Source organism: Ectothiorhodospira sp. 9100, assembly GCF_022227565.1.
Taxonomy (GTDB): domain Bacteria; phylum Pseudomonadota; class Gammaproteobacteria; order Ectothiorhodospirales; family Ectothiorhodospiraceae; genus Ectothiorhodospira; species Ectothiorhodospira marina.
The window spans coordinates 1-16725 of sequence record NZ_JAJNAN010000038.1 but is presented as its reverse complement, the minus strand read 5'-3'; the positions used below and the strand labels follow the sequence as shown (position 1 = coordinate 16725).

Below are 16725 nucleotides of genomic sequence, written 5' to 3'. Positions count from 1 at the left end.
CTCCCGCCGTTCAGTGAGTATCAATCACCGGCGTGGTCGGCTTCAACCGGGCGGACACTGGGGTCTCCGTTCACCTCCACCCCGTAAAAGTCAGCTGCACAAGGATGACCGCCGGCGTCACGTGGATCATCGGCGCGGCGGATGCACGTGGTGCGCAGGCCGGCGGAGCCGGCGGCATCCAGCTCGTCCACCGTGTCGGACAGGAACAGGATGCGCCCCGGCGGTATGGCGATGCGCTCGGCAATGGCCTTGTAGGCGGCAATCTGTTTCTTGCCGCCCACGCGGGTATCGAAGTGGTTGGTGAACAAGGGGCTCAGATCGCCGGCCTGGCTGTACCCCAGGAGCATCTGCTGGGTGTGTACGGAGCCAGAGGAGAACACATACAGGGCAATCCCGCTGTCGTGCCAGCGGCGCAGGCAGTCCACCGCGTCGGCGTGGACATGGCCGGTAAAGTCGCCGCGCCCAAAGCCTTCCTCCCAGATCAGCCCCTGCAGGGCCTTGAGTGGGGTGATCTTCTGGTCCACCTCCATCCAGGCCAGCATGCGTTCGATCAGGGCCTCGTCATCCAGGGAGCGGCCGGCGTAGGCGCGCACGTCGGCCAGCAGGCGTTTGACCTCCGGTTCGCGGCCGTTCTCCCGCACGAAGTCTGGCAGCCGGCGTGCGGCATAGGGGAACAGCACCTCGCGGGTAAAGCTGAGGCTGGACAGTGTCCCTTCGATATCGGTGAGGATGGCTTGGATCATGGGGTCAGTCTGCGCATGTTCAGTTCACACTCAAACAGGAATTCAAAGGCCTCCGCATGGTGCCGGGCCTGGGCGATGTCCTCGCCCCAGGTGTAGAAGCCGTGCCCTTCGATCAGGTAGCCCAGCAATTCCGGATGGTGGGTCATGTGCTCATCCACCCGGGCGGCCAGTTGCGGGATGTCCTGATCGTTGCCGAAGACGGGGACGATCACCTCGGCATCATGGGAAGTCACGCCCGGCAGGGCCTTGAGCAGTTCGTAATCCCGCAACTGGATCTGCCCCCCCTGGGCGCAGCGGGAGAGCACCGTGGTATTCACCGAGTGGGTATGGATCACGGCGCCGATCCGGGGCCAGCGCCGGTACAGAATGATATGCAGGAAGGTCTCGGCCGAGGGCTGTTTGTCGGGGGAGAGCACGTTGCCCTCCAGGTCCACCAGCATCAGCCCGTCCTGGTCCAGCAGGCCCTTGTGCTGGCCGGCCTCGGTGATCAGCATGCGATCATCGTCCAGGCGAGCCGAAAGATTGCCGGCGGCGGCTGGCATCCAGCCCCGTTCAAAGGAGAACCGGGCCGCCGAGATCAATGCGTCGGCGGTGTCACCGTGGTGCTCGTTAAGTTCGTGCATACCTGTGGGATCATAGGGAAAAGCAGCCGGCTAATGTACGCGAGGGGGACACGCACGTCCATCCCGCAGCGCCAGGTGAGAGCGGCCCCTGGCCGTGAACGGTCAGCCCGCTCACCGGCCTCTTCGGCTGACATCGGGGGTGGAACAGTCTCGTGGTGGCTGGCGGGAACGCCTTCGCGGCCGAGGGGCGCTCCCACGGGGTCATGACCAGGCAGGTTGTCCCGTGGGGAGATCGGTGTTGGCAAACAGGCGTTCCACCGCCTCCGGATCCAGTTCCTGAACGGCGCTGGCCACCTGTTCGTGAGTGAGGTGCGGGGCCAGCAGGGTGATGAAGTCGAACATGTAGGTGCGCATCCAGGCGCCGCGGCGGAAGCCGATGCGGGTGATGTTCTCGGAAAAGGCTGGCTGCGTCTCCAGGGGAACCAGGTCATCGTCATGACCTGCCTCCAGGGCGATGCGGGCGATGATGCCCACCCCCATGCCGTGACGGACGTAGGTCTTGATCACGTCCGCGTCGGCGGCGGTGAGGACGATGTCCGGGGTGAGGCCTGCGCGGCGGAAATCCGAGTCCATCTTGGTGCGTCCGCTGAATCCATCCAGGTAGGTCACGATGGGGTAATCTGCCAGTCGCTCCAGCGGGATGGCCTTTTCGTGCGCCAGTTCGTGTCCCGTGGGCACGACCACGCAATGGGTCCAGCGATAGGCGGGTAGCATGATCACTTGCCCGGAGGCGAGCAGGGGTTCGGTGCCGATGATGAAGTCCACTTCGTCGTGACTGAGCATCTCGGCGATCTGGCGCGGCGTGCCCTGATGAATCTGCACCCGCACCTTGGGGAATCGGTGCTTGAAGGCATCCACGATCGGGGGCAGGATGTAGCGGGCCTGGGCGTGGGTGGTGGCGATGCGCAGATCCCCGGCCTGTTCGTCCCGGGCCTCTTCGGCGGCGCTACGGATGTTCTCCACCTCCCTCAGAATGGTGTCGCTGTAGGCCAGGATGCGCCGACCCACCGGGGTCATGCCCGACAGGTGTTTGCCGTTGCGCTGGAACAGCGGCACGCCCAGTTCCTCCTCCAGCAGACGAATCTGCTTGCTGATGCCCGGCTGCGAGGTCATCAAACGGTCCGCCGCCTCGGAGATGTTCAGGTTATAACGGGCGATGGCCTGCAGATAGCGGAGTTGCTGGAGTTTCATGAAAATGGGATCCTGTGACGCCGTGATGCCGGTCGCGCGGAATGCATGTTGCTGCAATTATACATATGCAAATAATTTTGTGTTATGGCGTGCCGTTGGCGTGGGATCAATGCACTGGCAGGCTTACGTCTGCAAACAGGGCGTCCACGGCCTCCTGATTCCGCGCCGACAGGGCCTGTTCCAGGCTTGGCTGGTCCAGGTGTGGCGCGATCAGCGACATGAAGTATCCCATATAACGGCGCAGATACATGCCCTGTCGGAACCCCACCCGGGTGATGTGCTCGCTGAACAGCCCTTCCGCCGGCAGGTAGGTCAGATCCGTGTCTGTGGCCTCCTCGAAGGCCATGTGGGCAATGATGCCCACCCCCAGCCCCAGCCGCACATAGGTCTTGATCACGTCCGAGTCCGCTGCGCTCAGGACGATCTCCGGGGTGAGCCCCTGTTGTTGAAAGTCCTGTTCCAGCCGGCCGCGTCCGGTGAAGCCGTGCACGTAGGTGACGATGGGGTGCTCGGCCACGGCCCCCAGGGTGAGCGGCTTCGCGGTGGCCAGGGGGTGTTCCGGAGTGACCACCACGCCATGGCGCCACCGATAGGCTGGCACCATGATCAGTTCCCGATGCAGGGCGATGGCCTCGGTGGCGATGGCAAAGTCCACCTGACCTGAGGCGGCCATCTGGGCGATCTGTTCCGGGTTGCCCTGGTGAATCAGCAGGTGCACCCGGGGGTAGCGCTCGCGAAAGCGGGTGATCAGGGGGGGCAGGAAGTAGCGGGCCTGGGTGTGGGTGGTGGCAATGCTCAGACTGCCCCGATCCTCGTCACGAAACTCCTCGGCCATGGCGCGGATATTTTCCACCTCCTTGAGGATGTTCTCCGCCCGCGCCAGGATCTTCTGTCCCGCCGGCGTCACGTGCGCGAAGTGCTTGCCAGTGCGGTGAAAGATTTCCAGCCCCAGTTCTTGTTCCAGCAATTTGACCTGCTTGCTCACCCCGGGCTGGGAGGTGAACAGCCGTTCGGCTGCCTCGGTGACGTTGAGGTTATTCTCGACGATGGCCTGCAGGTATCGGAATTGCTGGAGTTTCATGGGCGGGGGCTCTTGGGTGCCGATGTCGTCGGATCCGTTACTCGGGAATCCGCTTATCCTGGGGGTGGGATTTATGCCCTGGGGTGATTGATGAAGAATTTAATATTCTTTCAAAGGAGTCTATCGGACTGCTAGGTTTGGGTCATCATTATTGATAAAGCGCAAGAGGTGACCCGTCATGAGCCACGCACATCCAGTATCCGGGCAGGAATACAGCACCATCCAACGCGAAGCGGCCCTGCGTCGGCGGATGGTGAGTCTGGAGCGGGAGCTCAAGAAGGTGGAGGCAGAACTGGACGGCGTACGCCAGTCCCGCTCCCGGCAGGGGGCCGGCGCGGCGTTCCCGTCGCAGCCTCGTTTTGATCATCCGCTGCCGGTCGCCGCGGGGTAAGGTGCGCGCCCACCGCCCCCCCTCATCCCCAGCCCTTCTCCCCCGAGGGGAGAAGGGAGTCAAGGCCCTCATCGATAGCCCCTCTCCCCTCAGGGAAAGTCAAGGCCCCCATCGATAGCCCCTCTCCCCTCAGGGAAAGTCAAGGCCCCCATTGATAGCCCCTCTCCCCTCAGGGGAGAGGGGTTGGGGTGAGGGGCGAACCCGCCACCTCACTTCACCCGCATCCCCGGCTCGGCCCCCTCGTCCGGCGACAGGATGAACAGATCCTTGCCGCCGGGCCCGGCGGCCAGCACCATCCCCTCGGAAACACCAAACTTCATCTTGCGCGGCGCCAGGTTGGCCACCATGACTGTCAGTCGGCCTTCCAGGTCCGCCGGGTCGTAGGCCGACTTGATCCCGGCAAAGACCTGACGCGTCTCGCCCCCCAGGTCCAGGGTGAGACGCAGCAGCTTGTCCGCCCCCTTCACATGCTCCGCCTGAGCGATGCGGGCGATGCGCAGGTCCACCTTGGCAAAATCATCAAAGCTGATCTCATCGCGAATCGGATCCTTCGCCAACGGCCCCGTGGGTTTTGACGGAGTCGGCTCCAGGCTCTCCTTCGAGGCTTCCAGCAGGGCCTGAACGGCCACCGGGTCCACCCGGGTCATCAGCGGCTCATAGGTGTTGATGCGCGCCCCGGTCAGGGGCTTGGCCACCGCATCCCAGGTCAGCGGTTCCACATTCAGGAAGGTCTCGGCCCGTTCGGCCATGGCTGGCAGCACGGGCTTGAGGTAGGTCATCAGCACCCGGAACAGGTTGATCCCCTGGGTGCAGATGCCCTGAACCTGGGGCAGGGTGTCCTCCTGCTTGGCCAGCACCCAGGGCTTTTGCTCATCCACATACTGGTTGGCGGTATCTGCCAGGGACATGATCACCCGCATGGCTTGCCCGAATTCGCGGCGCTCATACAGGCCGGCAATTTCGTCACCGGCGCGACGGAAGCGGTCATACAGGTCCGGATCGGGCAGTGTCTCAGCCAGCCGTCCCTCGAATCGCTTGTGAATGAAGCCGGCACAGCGTGAGGCAATGTTCACCACCTTGCCCACCAGGTCGCTGTTCACCCGGGCGATGAAGTCGTCCAGGGACAGGTCGATGTCGTCCACGCCGGGGCCCAGCTTGGCGGCAAAGTAGTAGCGCAGGTATTCCGGTTGCAGGTGCTCCAGGTACGTGCTGGCCTTGATGAAGGTGCCCCGGGACTTGGACATCTTCTGGCCATTGACGGTGAGAAACCCGTGGCAGTGCACCGCCGTGGGGGCACGGAAACCGGCCCCATGCAGCATGGCCGGCCAGAACAAGGTATGGAAGTAGGCGATGTCCTTGCCGATGAAGTGGTGCAGTTCCGTGTCGCTGTCCGGGTTCCACCAGGCGTTGAAGTCCAGGCCGTGCTGATCGCAGTAGTTCTGGAAGCTGGCCATGTAGCCGATGGGGGCGTCCAGCCACACATAGAAGAACTTGCCCGGGGCGTCGGGGATCTCGAAGCCCCAGTAAGGGGCGTCCCGGGAGATGTCCCAGTCATTCAGGCCCGCCTCGAACCACTCCCGCAGCTTGTTGCGGATCTCCCCCTGCAGGCTGCCGGAGCCGGTCCAGTCCCGCAGCATCTTGTGAAAGTCGGCCAGCTGGAAGAAGTAGTGCTCGGATTCCCTCTCCACGGGGGTGGCGCCGGAGATGGCGGACACCGGATTCTTCAGGTCCGTGGGGGTGTAGGTGGCCCCGCAGGCCTCGCAGGAGTCGCCGTACTGGTCGGCGGCGCCGCAGCGGGGGCATTCGCCCTTGATGAACCGGTCCGGCAGGAACATGCCTGCCTCGGGGTCGTAGGCCTGGCGGATGGTGCGCCGGGCGATGTGGCCCTTTTCCTTCAGCCGACCGTAGATGAGCTCGGCGAAATGCCGATTCTCGGGGGAATGGGTGCTGTGGTAGTTGTCGAAATTCACCAGAAAGCCGGCGAAGTCCTGGCGGTGTTCCTGACCGATGCGTTCGATGAGTTCATCCGGCGTGATGCCCTCGCTGCGGGCCTTGAGCATGATGGGGGTGCCGTGGGCGTCATCGGCACACACGTACAGGCAGCGATGGCCACGGGTCTTTTGAAAGCGCACCCAGATGTCGGTCTGGATGTATTCCACCAGATGCCCCAGGTGGATGGGTCCGTTGGCATAGGGCAGGGCACTGGTGACGAGGATGTTGCGGGTGTGGGATGTCATGATCGGGACGCTACGGGGAAAACCGTTGAAGTTAACAGTTTCCCGGCGGGCGGGCCAGCGAACGTGCCCGCCGCCTCCCCTCATCCCCAGCCCTTCTCCCCCGAGGGGAGAAGGGAGTTGTAGCCCCTCTCCCTCGGGGGAGAGAGGGGGGGGGTTGCCCCTCTCCCGCTGGCGGGAGAGGGGTTGGGGTGAGGGCCGTCGGGGCATAGGGGTTGGGGTCAGGCTGCCATCGTGTAGAATCCCGGGGATTGCAAGATTGCGGAGTGAAGAACATGGCGGAACTGTCTCGGCTCAAGATTGAAACGGCCCTCAAGGAGATTCAGGATCCTTACCTGGACAAGGACCTTGTGTCCGCCAACGAGGTGAAGGACATCCAGATCGACGGTGCCTCGGTGACCGTGCAACTCACCCTGGGCTATCCGGCAGCCGGTTGGCATGGCGAGCTCACGCGCCTGGTGGAGGACAAGCTCAAGGCCATCGACGGCGTTGATCAGGTGTCGGTGAACATTGCTACCCGCATCGTCGCCCATGCGGTGCAGCGCACCCTCAAGCCCCTGGAAGGCATCAAGAACATCATCGCCGTGGCCTCCGGCAAAGGCGGCGTGGGCAAGTCCACCACCGCCGTCAATCTGGCCCTGGCCTTGAAGGCCGAAGGCGCCACCGTGGGCATCCTGGACGCGGACATCTACGGCCCCAGTCAGCCGCGCATGCTGGGCATCTCCGGCAAGCCGGAGACCAAGGACGGCAAGACCATGCAGCCCATGGAGAATCATGGCCTGCAGGCCATGTCCATCGGCTTCCTCATCGAAGAGGACACCCCCATGATCTGGCGTGGCCCCATGGTCACCCAGGCCCTGGAGCAGCTGCTGCGCGACACCAACTGGTCGGAACTGGATTACCTGATCATCGACCTGCCCCCGGGCACCGGCGACACCCAGCTCACCCTGGCGCAGAAGATCCCGGTGAGCGGCGCCATCATCGTCACCACCCCCCAGGACATCGCCCTGCTGGATGCCCGCAAGGGCCTGAAGATGTTCGAGAAGGTGGACGTGCCCGTGCTGGGTGTGGTGGAGAACATGAGCATCCACATCTGCTCCAATTGCGGCCACGAAGAGCATATCTTCGGCCAGGGCGGCGGCGAGCGCATGGCCGAGGAATACGGCGCCGAGTTCCTGGGCGCCCTGCCGCTGGACATGCATATCCGTGAGCAGGTGGATGGAGGCAATCCCACCGTGGTGGCCGATCCGGAAGGCCGCGTGGCCGAGATCTACCGGGAGATCGCCCGCCGCTCCGCCGCGCGCCTGGCCACCCAGGCCAAGGACTTCAGTTCCAAGTTCCCCAACATCGTCATCCAGAACACCTGACCCATGTCCATCAAATCCGACCACTGGATCCGCCGCATGGCGGAAGAACACGGCATGATCGAGCCCTTCGAGCCGGGCCAGGTGCGCTATGTCGGAGATGAACGCATCATCTCCTACGGCACCTCCAGCTACGGCTACGACGTACGCTGCGCGGATGAATTCAAGGTGTTCACCAACATCAACTCCACCATCGTCGATCCCAAGCACTTCGACGAGCGCAGCTTCGTGGATGTGAAGTCGGACGTCTGCATCATCCCGCCCAACTCCTTTGCGCTGGCGCATACCATGGAGTATTTCCGGATTCCGCGGAGTGTTCTGACCGTCTGTCTAGGCAAGAGCACCTATGCCCGCTGTTTTCGTGGGGATACCCGGGTGGCCCTGGCTGACGGCACCGCGCCCACGCTGGAGGACATGGCCAGGCGTGCGGAGCAGGGCGAGTGGTTCTGGGGCTACAGCATCGGTGAATACGGCCGCATCATCGTGACATTGCTGGAAGCGCCCCGCTTCATTGGTCGCGATGCACTGATGGCGGTCACCCTGGACAATGACGAAGTGATTCATTGCACGCCGGATCATGAATTCCTCCGACGCGACGGTCGCCGGGTGCAGGCCCATGAGCTGCGGGACGGGGATTCCTTGATGCCGCTGTATCGGCAGTTGGCACGCGGGTACGAGGTCGTCTATCAGCCTCTCAACGGACACCTTTATCCCACCCACCGACTGGCCGACGAATGGAATCTTCGTAATGGCATCTATGCCGACGAGCCGGGCACACATCGCCACCACAAGGATATGGATCGCCGGAACAACATGCCCTGGAATATCGAGCGCATGGAAGCCTCCGAGCATATCCGCCTGCATAATGAACGCAGTTATGGCGAGGATTTCGACCCGGATGAGCACAGCGAATCCATTCGCCAGGCCCTGGAACGTTTGCGTGAGGATCCTCAGTGGCTGTCCCGCTATCGGGCGGCACAATCCCGACGTGCCAGGCAGTTCTGGACTGAGCCGCGCTATGAGAAGGTCAGGGAGTCGTTGCGACAGAAGCGCCTGGATGCCTGGACCGACGAGCGTCGCTCACAGCAGCGCGAAGCCATGCTGCGCTACTACACCGATCCGGCGGCTCGGGAGCTGTCTTCGCGTATCTCCCGCAGCGCGTGGTCGCGGGATCGGGGTGAGCGCCGGTCCCGTCAGGCCGCCCTGGCTCGCAGTATTAACTTGCGGGAAGAAATCACCGCAGATGTGGTCCGCGAGGCCCTTGAGCGGACTGGATCCATCCGTGGTGCAGCTCGCCTGCTCAATTGTGATCGCTCCGTGTTCCTGCGCTTCCCGCAGGAGTTGGCATCCTTCCGAGGTGTGCAGGGACAGGTCAGGCACAACCATAAGGTGAAGTCCATCAAGGAGCTTCCCGGCGATCATGACGTGTACTGCCTGACGGTTCCGGAAGCCGGCAACTTCGCCCTTGAGTCCGGCGTATTCGTCAGCAATTGCGGCATTATCGTCAATGTAACGCCCTTGGAGCCAGAGTGGGAGGGCCATGTGACGCTGGAGTTTTCCAACACCACGCCGCTGCCGGCGCGGATCTACGCCAATGAAGGCGTGGCGCAGATGCTGTTCCTGGAGTCGGATGAGTTGTGCGATGTGTCCTACAAGGATCGGGGCGGTAAGTACCAAGGGCAGCGGGGGGTGACCCTGCCGAGGACATGATGATCTTTGCGGGACCGGACACGGCGCTCTCAAACAGGGCCCTTGGGGAGGCGAGCCACTATTGAGACGGGCAGGCGGGGTCATTCGTCAATGTCGATGAACTTCAACACGGCCAACAGCACCTTTCGGCAGCTACTGGGTAACGGTCTGAGCTATCGGGTGCCTCCCTTTCAGCGTGACTATTCCTGGTCCGATGATGAGTGGGATGACCTCTGGCAAGACATCGTTGCGCTCTTTGAAGAGGATGGAGAGGTTGCCCACTACATGGGCTATTTGGTGTTGCAGTCCTCCGACAGCAAACGCTTCGATATCATCGACGGGCAGCAGCGGATCACAACCATCAGTGTGATGATCCTTGCCGGGCTGGCCTATCTCCAGGATCTGGTGGCGGCGGGTCATGATGCCGATGATAATCGGCGCCGCAAGGAGTTTCTCCGTAATGCCTACATTGGTTACGTGGACCCTGTGACGCTGATCCCGCGTTCCAAACTGGAACTGAACCGTCATAACAACCGCTTTTACCAGACTTATCTCGTGCCTTTGGAGCAGCTGCCGCAGAGGAATCTGCATGCCTCCGAACATCAGCTGCGCAAGGCATTTGTCTGGTTCAAGGAGCGATTTGTCCAGCGCTTTGGTCGCACTCCGGACAGTGGGCGGGAGTTCGCAGCCATGCTGGATGGCCTGGTGGACAAGCTGTTCTTCACCGTCATCACGGTGACGGATGAACTGAACGCCTTCAAGGTCTTCGAGACCCTGAATGCCCGTGGTGTGCGTCTTTCTGCTACCGATCTGCTGAAAAACTATCTGTTCTCGTTGATCAGCAGTGGGGAATTGCACGAGACAGAGATGAAGGCACTGGAAGATCGTTGGGAGCGCATTGTGGGCTTACTGGGGAGCGAAAGTTTCCCCGAGTTCCTGCGGGTATTCTGGAATAGCCAAAACAAGCTGGTGCGTAAATCGGAGTTGTTCAAGACCATTCGCCGTCGCGTGACGACACGAGACCATGCCTTTGAGTTGGTGCGCCAGCTGGATCATTCAGCCGAAACCTATGCGGCGCTGCGGGACCCCATGCATCAGGGCTGGCAGCGTGAAGAGCGCGAAGCGCTTCAGCAGTTGTTGATGTTCAATGTTCGTCAGCCGCTGGCCATGCTCATGGCGTGTTATCGCTGTTTCCACGATGCGGACCGCGCGAGCTTTACCCGGATCCTGAGGGCTGTGTCGGTGGTATCACTGCGCTATAACGTGATCTGCAGTCTGCAAACCCATGAGCAGGAGCGCGTCTACAATGAGATGGCCCGCAAGCTAAGTGGGGGTGAATACACAGGGCTCAATCATGTGCTCATGGCATTGAATGAGATTTATCCTGATGATAGGGCGTTCAAGGCAGCGTTTACCGTCAAGGCACTGAAAACCACGAATACGCGTAACAAGAAGGTCGTGCGGTATATCCTGTTTGAGTTGGAGAGGCAGCGCTCGGGGCTGGATCTGGATTTCGAGAGTAGCGCCTACAATCTGGAGCACATCCTGCCAGAGAGCCCCTCTGAAGCCTGGAATGCCATGGATGATCATCAGCGGGAGCGCTGCGTTTATCGTCTAGGCAACATGACGCCGCTGGAGGCGACTGCAAATCGGGATCTTGGCAATGATGGTTTTGCGGTCAAACGAGAGGCCTATCTCAAGAGTCAATTCACGATCACTCGCGCCATTGCGGAGCGATATGATGAATGGGACGAAGCGAGGATAGAAGCACGGCAAAGAAAACTGGCTGACTTGGCCGCGACCATCTGGAAAATCAACTGAGTCGATGGCGAGGTGAACTGCTCAAGCCCATGGCTGACCTTCGGGAACCAGCGGTGGGGTGCGGCGGCGGCGCGGGGCGTTGACCCGATGGATTTCCATCAGCCAATCATCCAGACAGGGGGCCTGCCACGAGCTTATCCTCCATCAGGGGCATGACAGCACCCCCATACTTGAGGTTTAATGTAGGCTTTCCCGGCACACCTGCGCCGCGGTCGGCGGGGCGGGTTTTCAGCCGCCCGGACCGCATGCCACAGAGGTTCTATACGACATGCAACAGACGGCCAACCACCACGACGCCGAACGCGTGGTGGGCTACACGCTACACGGGCGCCGTTACCTGAATGTGACCAATCGCTGCACGCTGCGCTGCGCCTTCTGCCCCAAGTTCAACAAGACCTGGGACGTGCAGGGCTACGGCCTGCGCATGCACGCCGACCCCACCGTGGCCGAGATGATCGAGGCCGTGGGCGACCCGGCCCAGTGGGATGCGGTGGTCTTCTGCGGTCTGGGCGAGCCCACCTTGCGACTGGAAGACATCCTCGAAGTGGCCCGTGAGGTCAAGGCGCGGGGTGCCCGCAGCGTGCGCATCAACACCGATGGCCTGGCCAACCTGGTCCACGGCCGTGACGTGACCCCGGAGATGGCCGGCTGCATCGATGCCCTGTCCATCTCGCTGAACGCACAGGACGAACTCACCTACGAGCGCCACTGCCGCCCCAAACTCCCTGGCAGCCATGCTGCCCTGCTGGACTTCGCCCGCAAGGCCCGGGCCCATGTGCCCGAGGTCACCCTCACCGCCGTGGATGGCCTGGCAGGCGTGGACATCGCTGCCTGCGAGGCCATCGCCCGGGATCTGGGCGTGGGTTTCCGGCGCCGTGTGCTGGACAAGGTGGGTTGACCCGTGGGGTTGAGTGACCGCGTCAACACCCTGGGCCGTGACCTCAAGGCCCGTTTCGGCCAGCGAGTACACAAGCTCACCGTGAGCGCCGGGTTCGTCTGTCCCAACATGGATGGCACCCGCGGCCGCGGTGGCTGCACCTTCTGCAACAACGACAGCTTTGCACCCCAGGGGCAGGACGGTGGCGAGGTGGCCCGTCAACTCCAGGCCGGCCGCGAGATCATTGTCCGGCGCAATGGCGCCAGCCTGTATCTGGCCTATTTTCAGGCCTACACCAACACCTATGCCGAGGTGGATCGCCTCAAGCACCTCTATGATGCCGCCCTGGAACAACCCGGCGTGGTGGGGCTGGCCATCGGCACACGCCCCGACTGCGTGCCGGACAAGGTGCTGGATCTGCTGTGCGCCTACCGGGATCAGGGCTATCTCATCTGGCTGGAACTGGGTCTGCAGACCGCCTTTGACGAGACCCTCAACCGGGTTAACCGGGGTCATGGCTTCGGCGAATACAAGGACGCCGTGCGCCGTGCCCGCCGTCGCGGACTGCTGGTGTGCACCCACCTGATCCACGGCCTGCCCGGCGAGACGCCCTGGCACCAGCGCGAGACCCTGAGCCGGGTGCTCAACGAGGGCACCGATGGCCTCAAGCTCCACCCCCTGCACGTGGTGCGCGGCACGCAACTGGCCCGTCAGTGGCGCGCCGGAGAGTACCGCCCCTGGAGCCTGAACGAATACGTGAACACCGCCGTGGACCTTATCGAGATGACCCCACCGGAGGTGGTGTTCCACCGCCTCACCGCCACCGCCCGCGAACCCCTGCTGCTGGCCCCTGACTGGTGCGCCAGCAAGTGGAACGCGATCAATGGCATCGAACAGGAACTCACGCGCCGGGGCACCCGTCAGGGTGCGCGCCATCCCTACCCAGACAGTCACCTTCCCGGAACCCAGGAGAGTTGTTGATGAACCCACAACGTATGGAGCTGGTCTGCCCTGCCGGTGGCCTGCCCGCGCTGCGTACAGCGGTGGACCACGGTGCCGACGCCGTCTACCTGAGCCTGCGCGGCGAGACCAATGCCCGTAACTTTCCGGGCCTGAATTTCGACCGCAAGGCACTGGCCAAGGGCATCGCCTATGCTCATGGCAAGGGCACCAAGGTGTACATGGCCCTGAACACCTATCCGCAACCGGATATCTGGAAGGCTGCCACCGAGGCGGTGGATGCCGCCGCCGCCGAGGGTGTGGACGCCGTCATCCTGGCGGATCTGGGCCTGATGCGTCATGCCGCTGACAACCATCCGGATCTCACCCTGCACCTGTCCGTGCAGGGCTCGGCCACCACCGCCGAGGCCCTCAACTTCTACCACGATCGCTATGGCGTGCGTCGCGCTGTGCTGCCGCGGGTGCTGTCCCTGTCCCAGGTGGCCCAGGTGATCGAGCGCACCAAGGTGGATATCGAGGTGTTCGGTTTTGGCAGCCTGTGCGTGATGGTGGAAGGGCGCTGCATGCTCTCTTCGTATGCCACTGGCGATTCCCCCAACACCAAGGGGGCCTGCTCTCCGGCCCACTCCGTGCGCTGGATCGAGACCGATCGTGGCCGCGAGGCCCGCCTCAACGGCGTGCTCATCGACACCTTCCGGGAAGGCGAGAGCGCCGGATATCCGGTGATCTGCAAGGGCCGCTATCACGTGGGCAACGGCGAGGACACCGTGTATGCCATCGAGGAGCCCACCAGCCTGAGCACCCTGGACATCCTGCCCGACCTGCTCAAGGCGGGCGTCAAGGCCATCAAGCTGGAAGGCCGCCAGCGCAGCCCCGCCTACGTGGGCAAGGCCACACAGGTGATGCGTCAGGCCCTGGATGCCGTACACGCCAACCCCGACAATTATACGCCGAAGCCGGAATGGGCCCAGCAGCTCGCCGGCATGTCCGAAGGACGCACCCAGACCCTGGGTGCCTTGCACAGAGCCTGGCAATGAAACTTTCTCTGGGACCGATTCAATATTACTGGCCCCGCGAACGGGTCATGGACTTCTACAAGGCCGTGGAGGCCGCCCCGGTGGACATCGTCTACCTGGGCGAGACGGTGTGCTCCAAGCGCCGCGAACTGCGCCCCGCCGACTGGCTGGAACTGGCCGATCACCTGAGCGCAGCCGGCAAGACAGTGGTCATGTCCACCCTGGCCCTCATGGAGGCGGAATCCGAGCGCCTTGCCCTTGAGCGCCTGGTGAACAACGGCCGCTACATGATCGAGGCCAACGACGCCACCGGTCTGGGTCTGGCCATGGGCAAGCCCTTTGTGGCCGGCCCCCACATCAACACCTACAATGCCGGCACCCTGGCGGAACTGGCCGATGTGGGTGCGGTGCGCTGGGTGATGCCGGTGGAGCTGTCCCGGGACATCCTGGCGGCCATGCATGCAGCCCGCCCTCAGGGGCTGGAGACCGAGGTGTGGGGCTTCGGGCGTCTGCCCCTGGCCTTTTCCGCCCGTTGCTTCACCGCCCGGGCTCGCAACCTGCCCAAGGACAACTGCGAGCTGGCCTGCATCGACTATCCCGGCGGGCTGTCCATGACCACCCAGGACGGCAACGATTTCCTCAACATCAACGGCATTCAGTTGCAGTCGGCCGACCCCGCCAATCTGATCCACGCCGTGCCGGAACTGCTGGACATGGGCGTGGAGGTGCTGCGCATCTCCCCGGAACCCGAGGGCACCGAGCAGGTGATCCAGGCCTTCCGCGACTGCATCGAGGGCACCCGCTCCTCGGCCCAGGCCATGGAACAGATCAAGGGCCTGTATCCGAGATTTTCCAATGGTTACTGGAAGGGCGAGGCCGGCATGAACTGGCAGGAGAGCTTATCGGCATGAGCACCCGGCCCTGCCGGGTGTGGAGCGAGCCCACTGCGCCGGGTTCCGTGCAGGCTGCGCGAGATCGTCTCCATCTTGAGGGCTGCGTGGCGGCGGACGAGGCGCGGCTGCGGTTTCACCGCTATCAGCCCACCGCCAGTCTGGGGCGGTTCGAGGCGGTATGCCAAGCCGTGCGCGAGGACTACTGCGCCGATGCCGGCATCCCCGTGGTGCGCCGCCTCACGGGTGGCGGTGCCCTGTATCTGGCCCCCGAACAGTGCTGCCTGAGCCTGAGCCTGCCCCGGCATTGGTTGGGGGAAGGGGATACCCTCACCGCCCTGATGGCCCGTCTCAACCGGGCCCTGGCCCGCGCCCTGCAAAGCCTGGGCGTACCCGCGCGCACGGCGTTTCCCAATGACCTGGAAGTGGACGGCCGCAAGCTGGGGTCGGGCTTCCTGGCCATGGATGCCGAGGCGGTGCTCTACCAGGCGGTGCTGCTGGAAGACCTGGATACGGAAGTGCTGCTCAAGGTGCTGCGCGCCCCTCGGGAGAAGCTCAGCAGTCAGGGCATCCTCAGCGCCCGTCAGCGCTTCATCACCCTGCAGGAACTCTCTGATGCGGCCCCCCATATGGAGGCCGCCAAGGCGGCAGTGACCGAGGCCCTGATGAAAGAGCTGGCCCTGGAGCCGGTGGCCGCGCCGCCTGATCGCTGGATGGCTCTGGATCAGGGCCGATCACCTCCGGCGGTGGATCCGGGGCTGCTGGAGGACTGGTCCGATCAGCACCAGGATCATTGGGAGGCCTTCCTGTCCACCGCCGGTGGCGTGTTGAACCTGCGACTCACGCCGGATGCAGAAGGCCGTGTGATCGAGAAGGCCGTCTTCGCCGGTGCCGTGCATGTCTCACCCCCCGACCTGTTCCGCTCCCTGGCCGATGCCCTCACCGGTGCCCCGCTGGACGCCGCCGAGGTGCGTCTGATCCGCCGTCTTCGCACCGAAGCGGGGCAGACGCCGGGTTTTGGGCCCGATGAGTTGTCCTTGCTGCTGCGCCTGGCCCTGGGGCGTCGCTCCGAGCAGGCCCTGGGGCTGTCCAACTGGCAGGCCAATCGTTTGATGGTGCACCGGGTGACCGGCAACGAGACCGCCCGGCAGATCCTGGATCGTGCCACGGTGATGCTGGTGCCTTATTGCGCCAAGCCGGCCTGGTGTCGATGGCGCCACGAGGATGGCTGCCCCGAGTGCGGGGCCTGCGAGGTGGGTGAAGCCTATCGTCTGGCCCGGGAGCGGGGGCTGGAGGTGGTGACCATTACCCAGTATGAGCATCTCTGTGATGTACTGGAACAGATGCGGGCCCGGGGTGTGCCAGCCTACGTGGGCATGTGCTGCCGCCACTTTTACCTCAAGCGCATCCACGCCTTTCGTCATGCGGGTATGCCGGCGGTGCTCATGGATATCAGCGGTTCCAACTGTTATGAACTGGGGCAGGAGGACGAGGCCTACGAAGGCCGTTTCACTGCCGAGGCCCAACTGGATGGGGAACTGCTGGAGAAGGTGATGGTGTGGGTGCCGAAGCTACCCGATTCGTCGTGACTGTTCAGTCGTTTTCACGACGCACGGTCACTTCCAGTTCGCCATCCATGGTTTCCTGGATATGGAATTCGATGGGACTGCAGCAGGTGGGGCAGTCCTCCACGTAGCTGTCACCCATCTCCAGGATATCCACGCGGGTTTCGAAGGTCTCGCCGCAGTGGGGGCACTGGGTGGTGATGAATTCGAGCGGATGGGTCATGTTTATCGGGCCCCTCTTGCCCCTCACCCCAACCCCTCTCCCCAGAGGGGAGAGGGG

Annotated in this window: 14 protein-coding genes and 3 pseudogenes; 11 read left to right on the top strand and 6 right to left on the bottom strand. The window is 63.3% G+C overall.

The window, feature by feature from the left end; genetic code table 11:
* Nucleotides 1-20: 20 nt before the first annotated feature.
* The 4 genes from mtnC to cysB form a co-directional block, all read right to left on the bottom strand.
* A complete protein-coding gene (mtnC, locus tag LPW29_RS11420; RefSeq protein WP_238628108.1) occupies nt 21-743 on the bottom strand; it encodes an acireductone synthase in 723 nt (240 codons plus the stop codon).
* Complete coding sequence (locus tag LPW29_RS11415; protein WP_238628107.1) at nt 740-1366, bottom strand: methylthioribulose 1-phosphate dehydratase; 627 nt, start codon at nt 1364-1366, stop codon at nt 740-742. Before LPW29_RS11415 ends, mtnC begins: the two co-directional genes overlap by 4 nt.
* A 201-nt stretch (nt 1367-1567) precedes the next feature.
* Nucleotides 1568-2557 (bottom strand): LysR substrate-binding domain-containing protein, encoded by a 990-nt coding sequence (locus tag LPW29_RS11410; RefSeq protein ID WP_090254426.1) that lies wholly within the window; start codon nt 2555-2557, stop codon nt 1568-1570.
* A 106-nt stretch (nt 2558-2663) separates the two neighbouring features.
* Complete coding sequence (gene cysB / locus LPW29_RS11405; protein WP_238628106.1) at nt 2664-3638, bottom strand: HTH-type transcriptional regulator CysB; 975 nt, start codon at nt 3636-3638, stop codon at nt 2664-2666.
* A gap of 178 nt (nt 3639-3816) precedes the next feature.
* Between cysB and LPW29_RS11400 the strand changes: the two genes are divergently transcribed.
* Nucleotides 3817-4029, top strand: a complete 213-nt coding sequence (locus LPW29_RS11400) for a hypothetical protein (RefSeq protein WP_238628105.1) — start codon at nt 3817-3819, stop codon at nt 4027-4029.
* A 209-nt stretch (nt 4030-4238) separates the two neighbouring features.
* Here LPW29_RS11400 and metG read toward each other — a convergent pair whose 3' ends face one another.
* Nucleotides 4239-6266 carry a methionine--tRNA ligase gene (metG, locus tag LPW29_RS11395; protein WP_238628104.1) on the bottom strand — a complete coding sequence of 676 codons (2028 nt, stop codon included), beginning with the start codon at nt 6264-6266 and terminating at the stop codon, nt 4239-4241.
* 272 nt (nt 6267-6538) lie between these two features.
* Here metG and apbC point away from each other — a divergent pair, with 272 nt between their 5' ends.
* The 10 genes and pseudogenes from apbC (at nt 6539) to LPW29_RS11345 (ending at nt 16469) form a co-directional block, all read left to right on the top strand.
* Complete coding sequence (gene apbC / locus LPW29_RS11390; RefSeq protein ID WP_238628103.1) at nt 6539-7630, top strand: iron-sulfur cluster carrier protein ApbC; 1092 nt, start codon at nt 6539-6541, stop codon at nt 7628-7630.
* A 3-nt stretch (nt 7631-7633) separates the two neighbouring features.
* Nucleotides 7634-7984, top strand: a pseudogene (locus tag LPW29_RS11385) (dCTP deaminase); the annotation flags it as partial.
* A 57-nt stretch (nt 7985-8041) separates the two neighbouring features.
* A pseudogene (locus LPW29_RS11380) lies at nt 8042-9112 on the top strand (dCTP deaminase domain-containing protein); the annotation flags it as partial.
* Nucleotides 9113-9337: pseudogene (locus LPW29_RS11375) on the top strand (dCTP deaminase); the annotation flags it as partial.
* Nucleotides 9338-9427: 90 nt separating this feature from the next.
* Nucleotides 9428-11137, top strand: coding sequence for a DUF262 domain-containing protein (locus LPW29_RS11370; RefSeq protein ID WP_238628102.1), 1710 nt, complete (start codon nt 9428-9430; stop codon nt 11135-11137).
* 268 nt (nt 11138-11405) lie between these two features.
* Complete coding sequence (locus LPW29_RS11365) at nt 11406-12035, top strand: TatD family nuclease-associated radical SAM protein (RefSeq protein ID WP_238628101.1); 630 nt, start codon at nt 11406-11408, stop codon at nt 12033-12035.
* Between the two features lie 3 nt (nt 12036-12038).
* Nucleotides 12039-12995, top strand: a complete 957-nt coding sequence (locus LPW29_RS11360) for a TIGR01212 family radical SAM protein (protein WP_090254411.1) — start codon at nt 12039-12041, stop codon at nt 12993-12995.
* A 14-nt stretch (nt 12996-13009) separates the two neighbouring features.
* Nucleotides 13010-14011, top strand: a complete 1002-nt coding sequence (ubiU, locus tag LPW29_RS11355) for a ubiquinone anaerobic biosynthesis protein UbiU (RefSeq protein ID WP_443112354.1) — start codon at nt 13010-13012, stop codon at nt 14009-14011.
* Complete coding sequence (gene ubiV / locus LPW29_RS11350; protein ID WP_238628099.1) at nt 14008-14901, top strand: ubiquinone anaerobic biosynthesis protein UbiV; 894 nt, start codon at nt 14008-14010, stop codon at nt 14899-14901. The genes ubiU and ubiV overlap by 4 nt, the downstream gene beginning before the upstream one ends.
* A complete protein-coding gene (locus LPW29_RS11345; RefSeq protein ID WP_090254405.1) occupies nt 14898-16469 on the top strand; it encodes a lipoyl protein ligase domain-containing protein in 1572 nt (523 codons plus the stop codon). The genes ubiV and LPW29_RS11345 overlap by 4 nt, the downstream gene beginning before the upstream one ends.
* A gap of 4 nt (nt 16470-16473) precedes the next feature.
* Here the strand turns inward: LPW29_RS11345 and LPW29_RS11340 are convergent, their stop codons facing one another.
* A complete protein-coding gene (locus LPW29_RS11340; RefSeq protein WP_090254403.1) occupies nt 16474-16668 on the bottom strand; it encodes a CPXCG motif-containing cysteine-rich protein in 195 nt (64 codons plus the stop codon).
* Nucleotides 16669-16725 lie beyond the last annotated feature (57 nt).

Excerpts from the sequence above, each read along its gene's own strand:
- LPW29_RS11400 (WP_238628105.1), top strand. The coding sequence starts at position 3,817 with ATGAGCCACGCACATCCAGTATCCGGGCAGGAATACAGCACCATCCAA.
- LPW29_RS11370 (WP_238628102.1), top strand. The coding sequence starts at position 9,428 with ATGTCGATGAACTTCAACACGGCCAACAGCACCTTTCGGCAGCTACTG.
- metG (WP_238628104.1), bottom strand. The coding sequence starts at position 6,266 with ATGACATCCCACACCCGCAACATCCTCGTCACCAGTGCCCTGCCCTAT.
- ubiU (WP_443112354.1), top strand. The coding sequence starts at position 13,010 with ATGGAGCTGGTCTGCCCTGCCGGTGGCCTGCCCGCGCTGCGTACAGCG.
- ubiV (WP_238628099.1), top strand. The coding sequence starts at position 14,008 with ATGAAACTTTCTCTGGGACCGATTCAATATTACTGGCCCCGCGAACGG.
- apbC (WP_238628103.1), top strand. The coding sequence starts at position 6,539 with ATGGCGGAACTGTCTCGGCTCAAGATTGAAACGGCCCTCAAGGAGATT.
- LPW29_RS11340 (WP_090254403.1), bottom strand. The coding sequence starts at position 16,668 with ATGACCCATCCGCTCGAATTCATCACCACCCAGTGCCCCCACTGCGGC.
- cysB (WP_238628106.1), bottom strand. The coding sequence starts at position 3,638 with ATGAAACTCCAGCAATTCCGATACCTGCAGGCCATCGTCGAGAATAAC.
- mtnC (WP_238628108.1), bottom strand. The coding sequence starts at position 743 with ATGATCCAAGCCATCCTCACCGATATCGAAGGGACACTGTCCAGCCTC.
- LPW29_RS11410 (WP_090254426.1), bottom strand. The coding sequence starts at position 2,557 with ATGAAACTCCAGCAACTCCGCTATCTGCAGGCCATCGCCCGTTATAAC.
- LPW29_RS11415 (WP_238628107.1), bottom strand. The coding sequence starts at position 1,366 with ATGCACGAACTTAACGAGCACCACGGTGACACCGCCGACGCATTGATC.
- LPW29_RS11365 (WP_238628101.1), top strand. The coding sequence starts at position 11,406 with ATGCAACAGACGGCCAACCACCACGACGCCGAACGCGTGGTGGGCTAC.
- LPW29_RS11345 (WP_090254405.1), top strand. The coding sequence starts at position 14,898 with ATGAGCACCCGGCCCTGCCGGGTGTGGAGCGAGCCCACTGCGCCGGGT.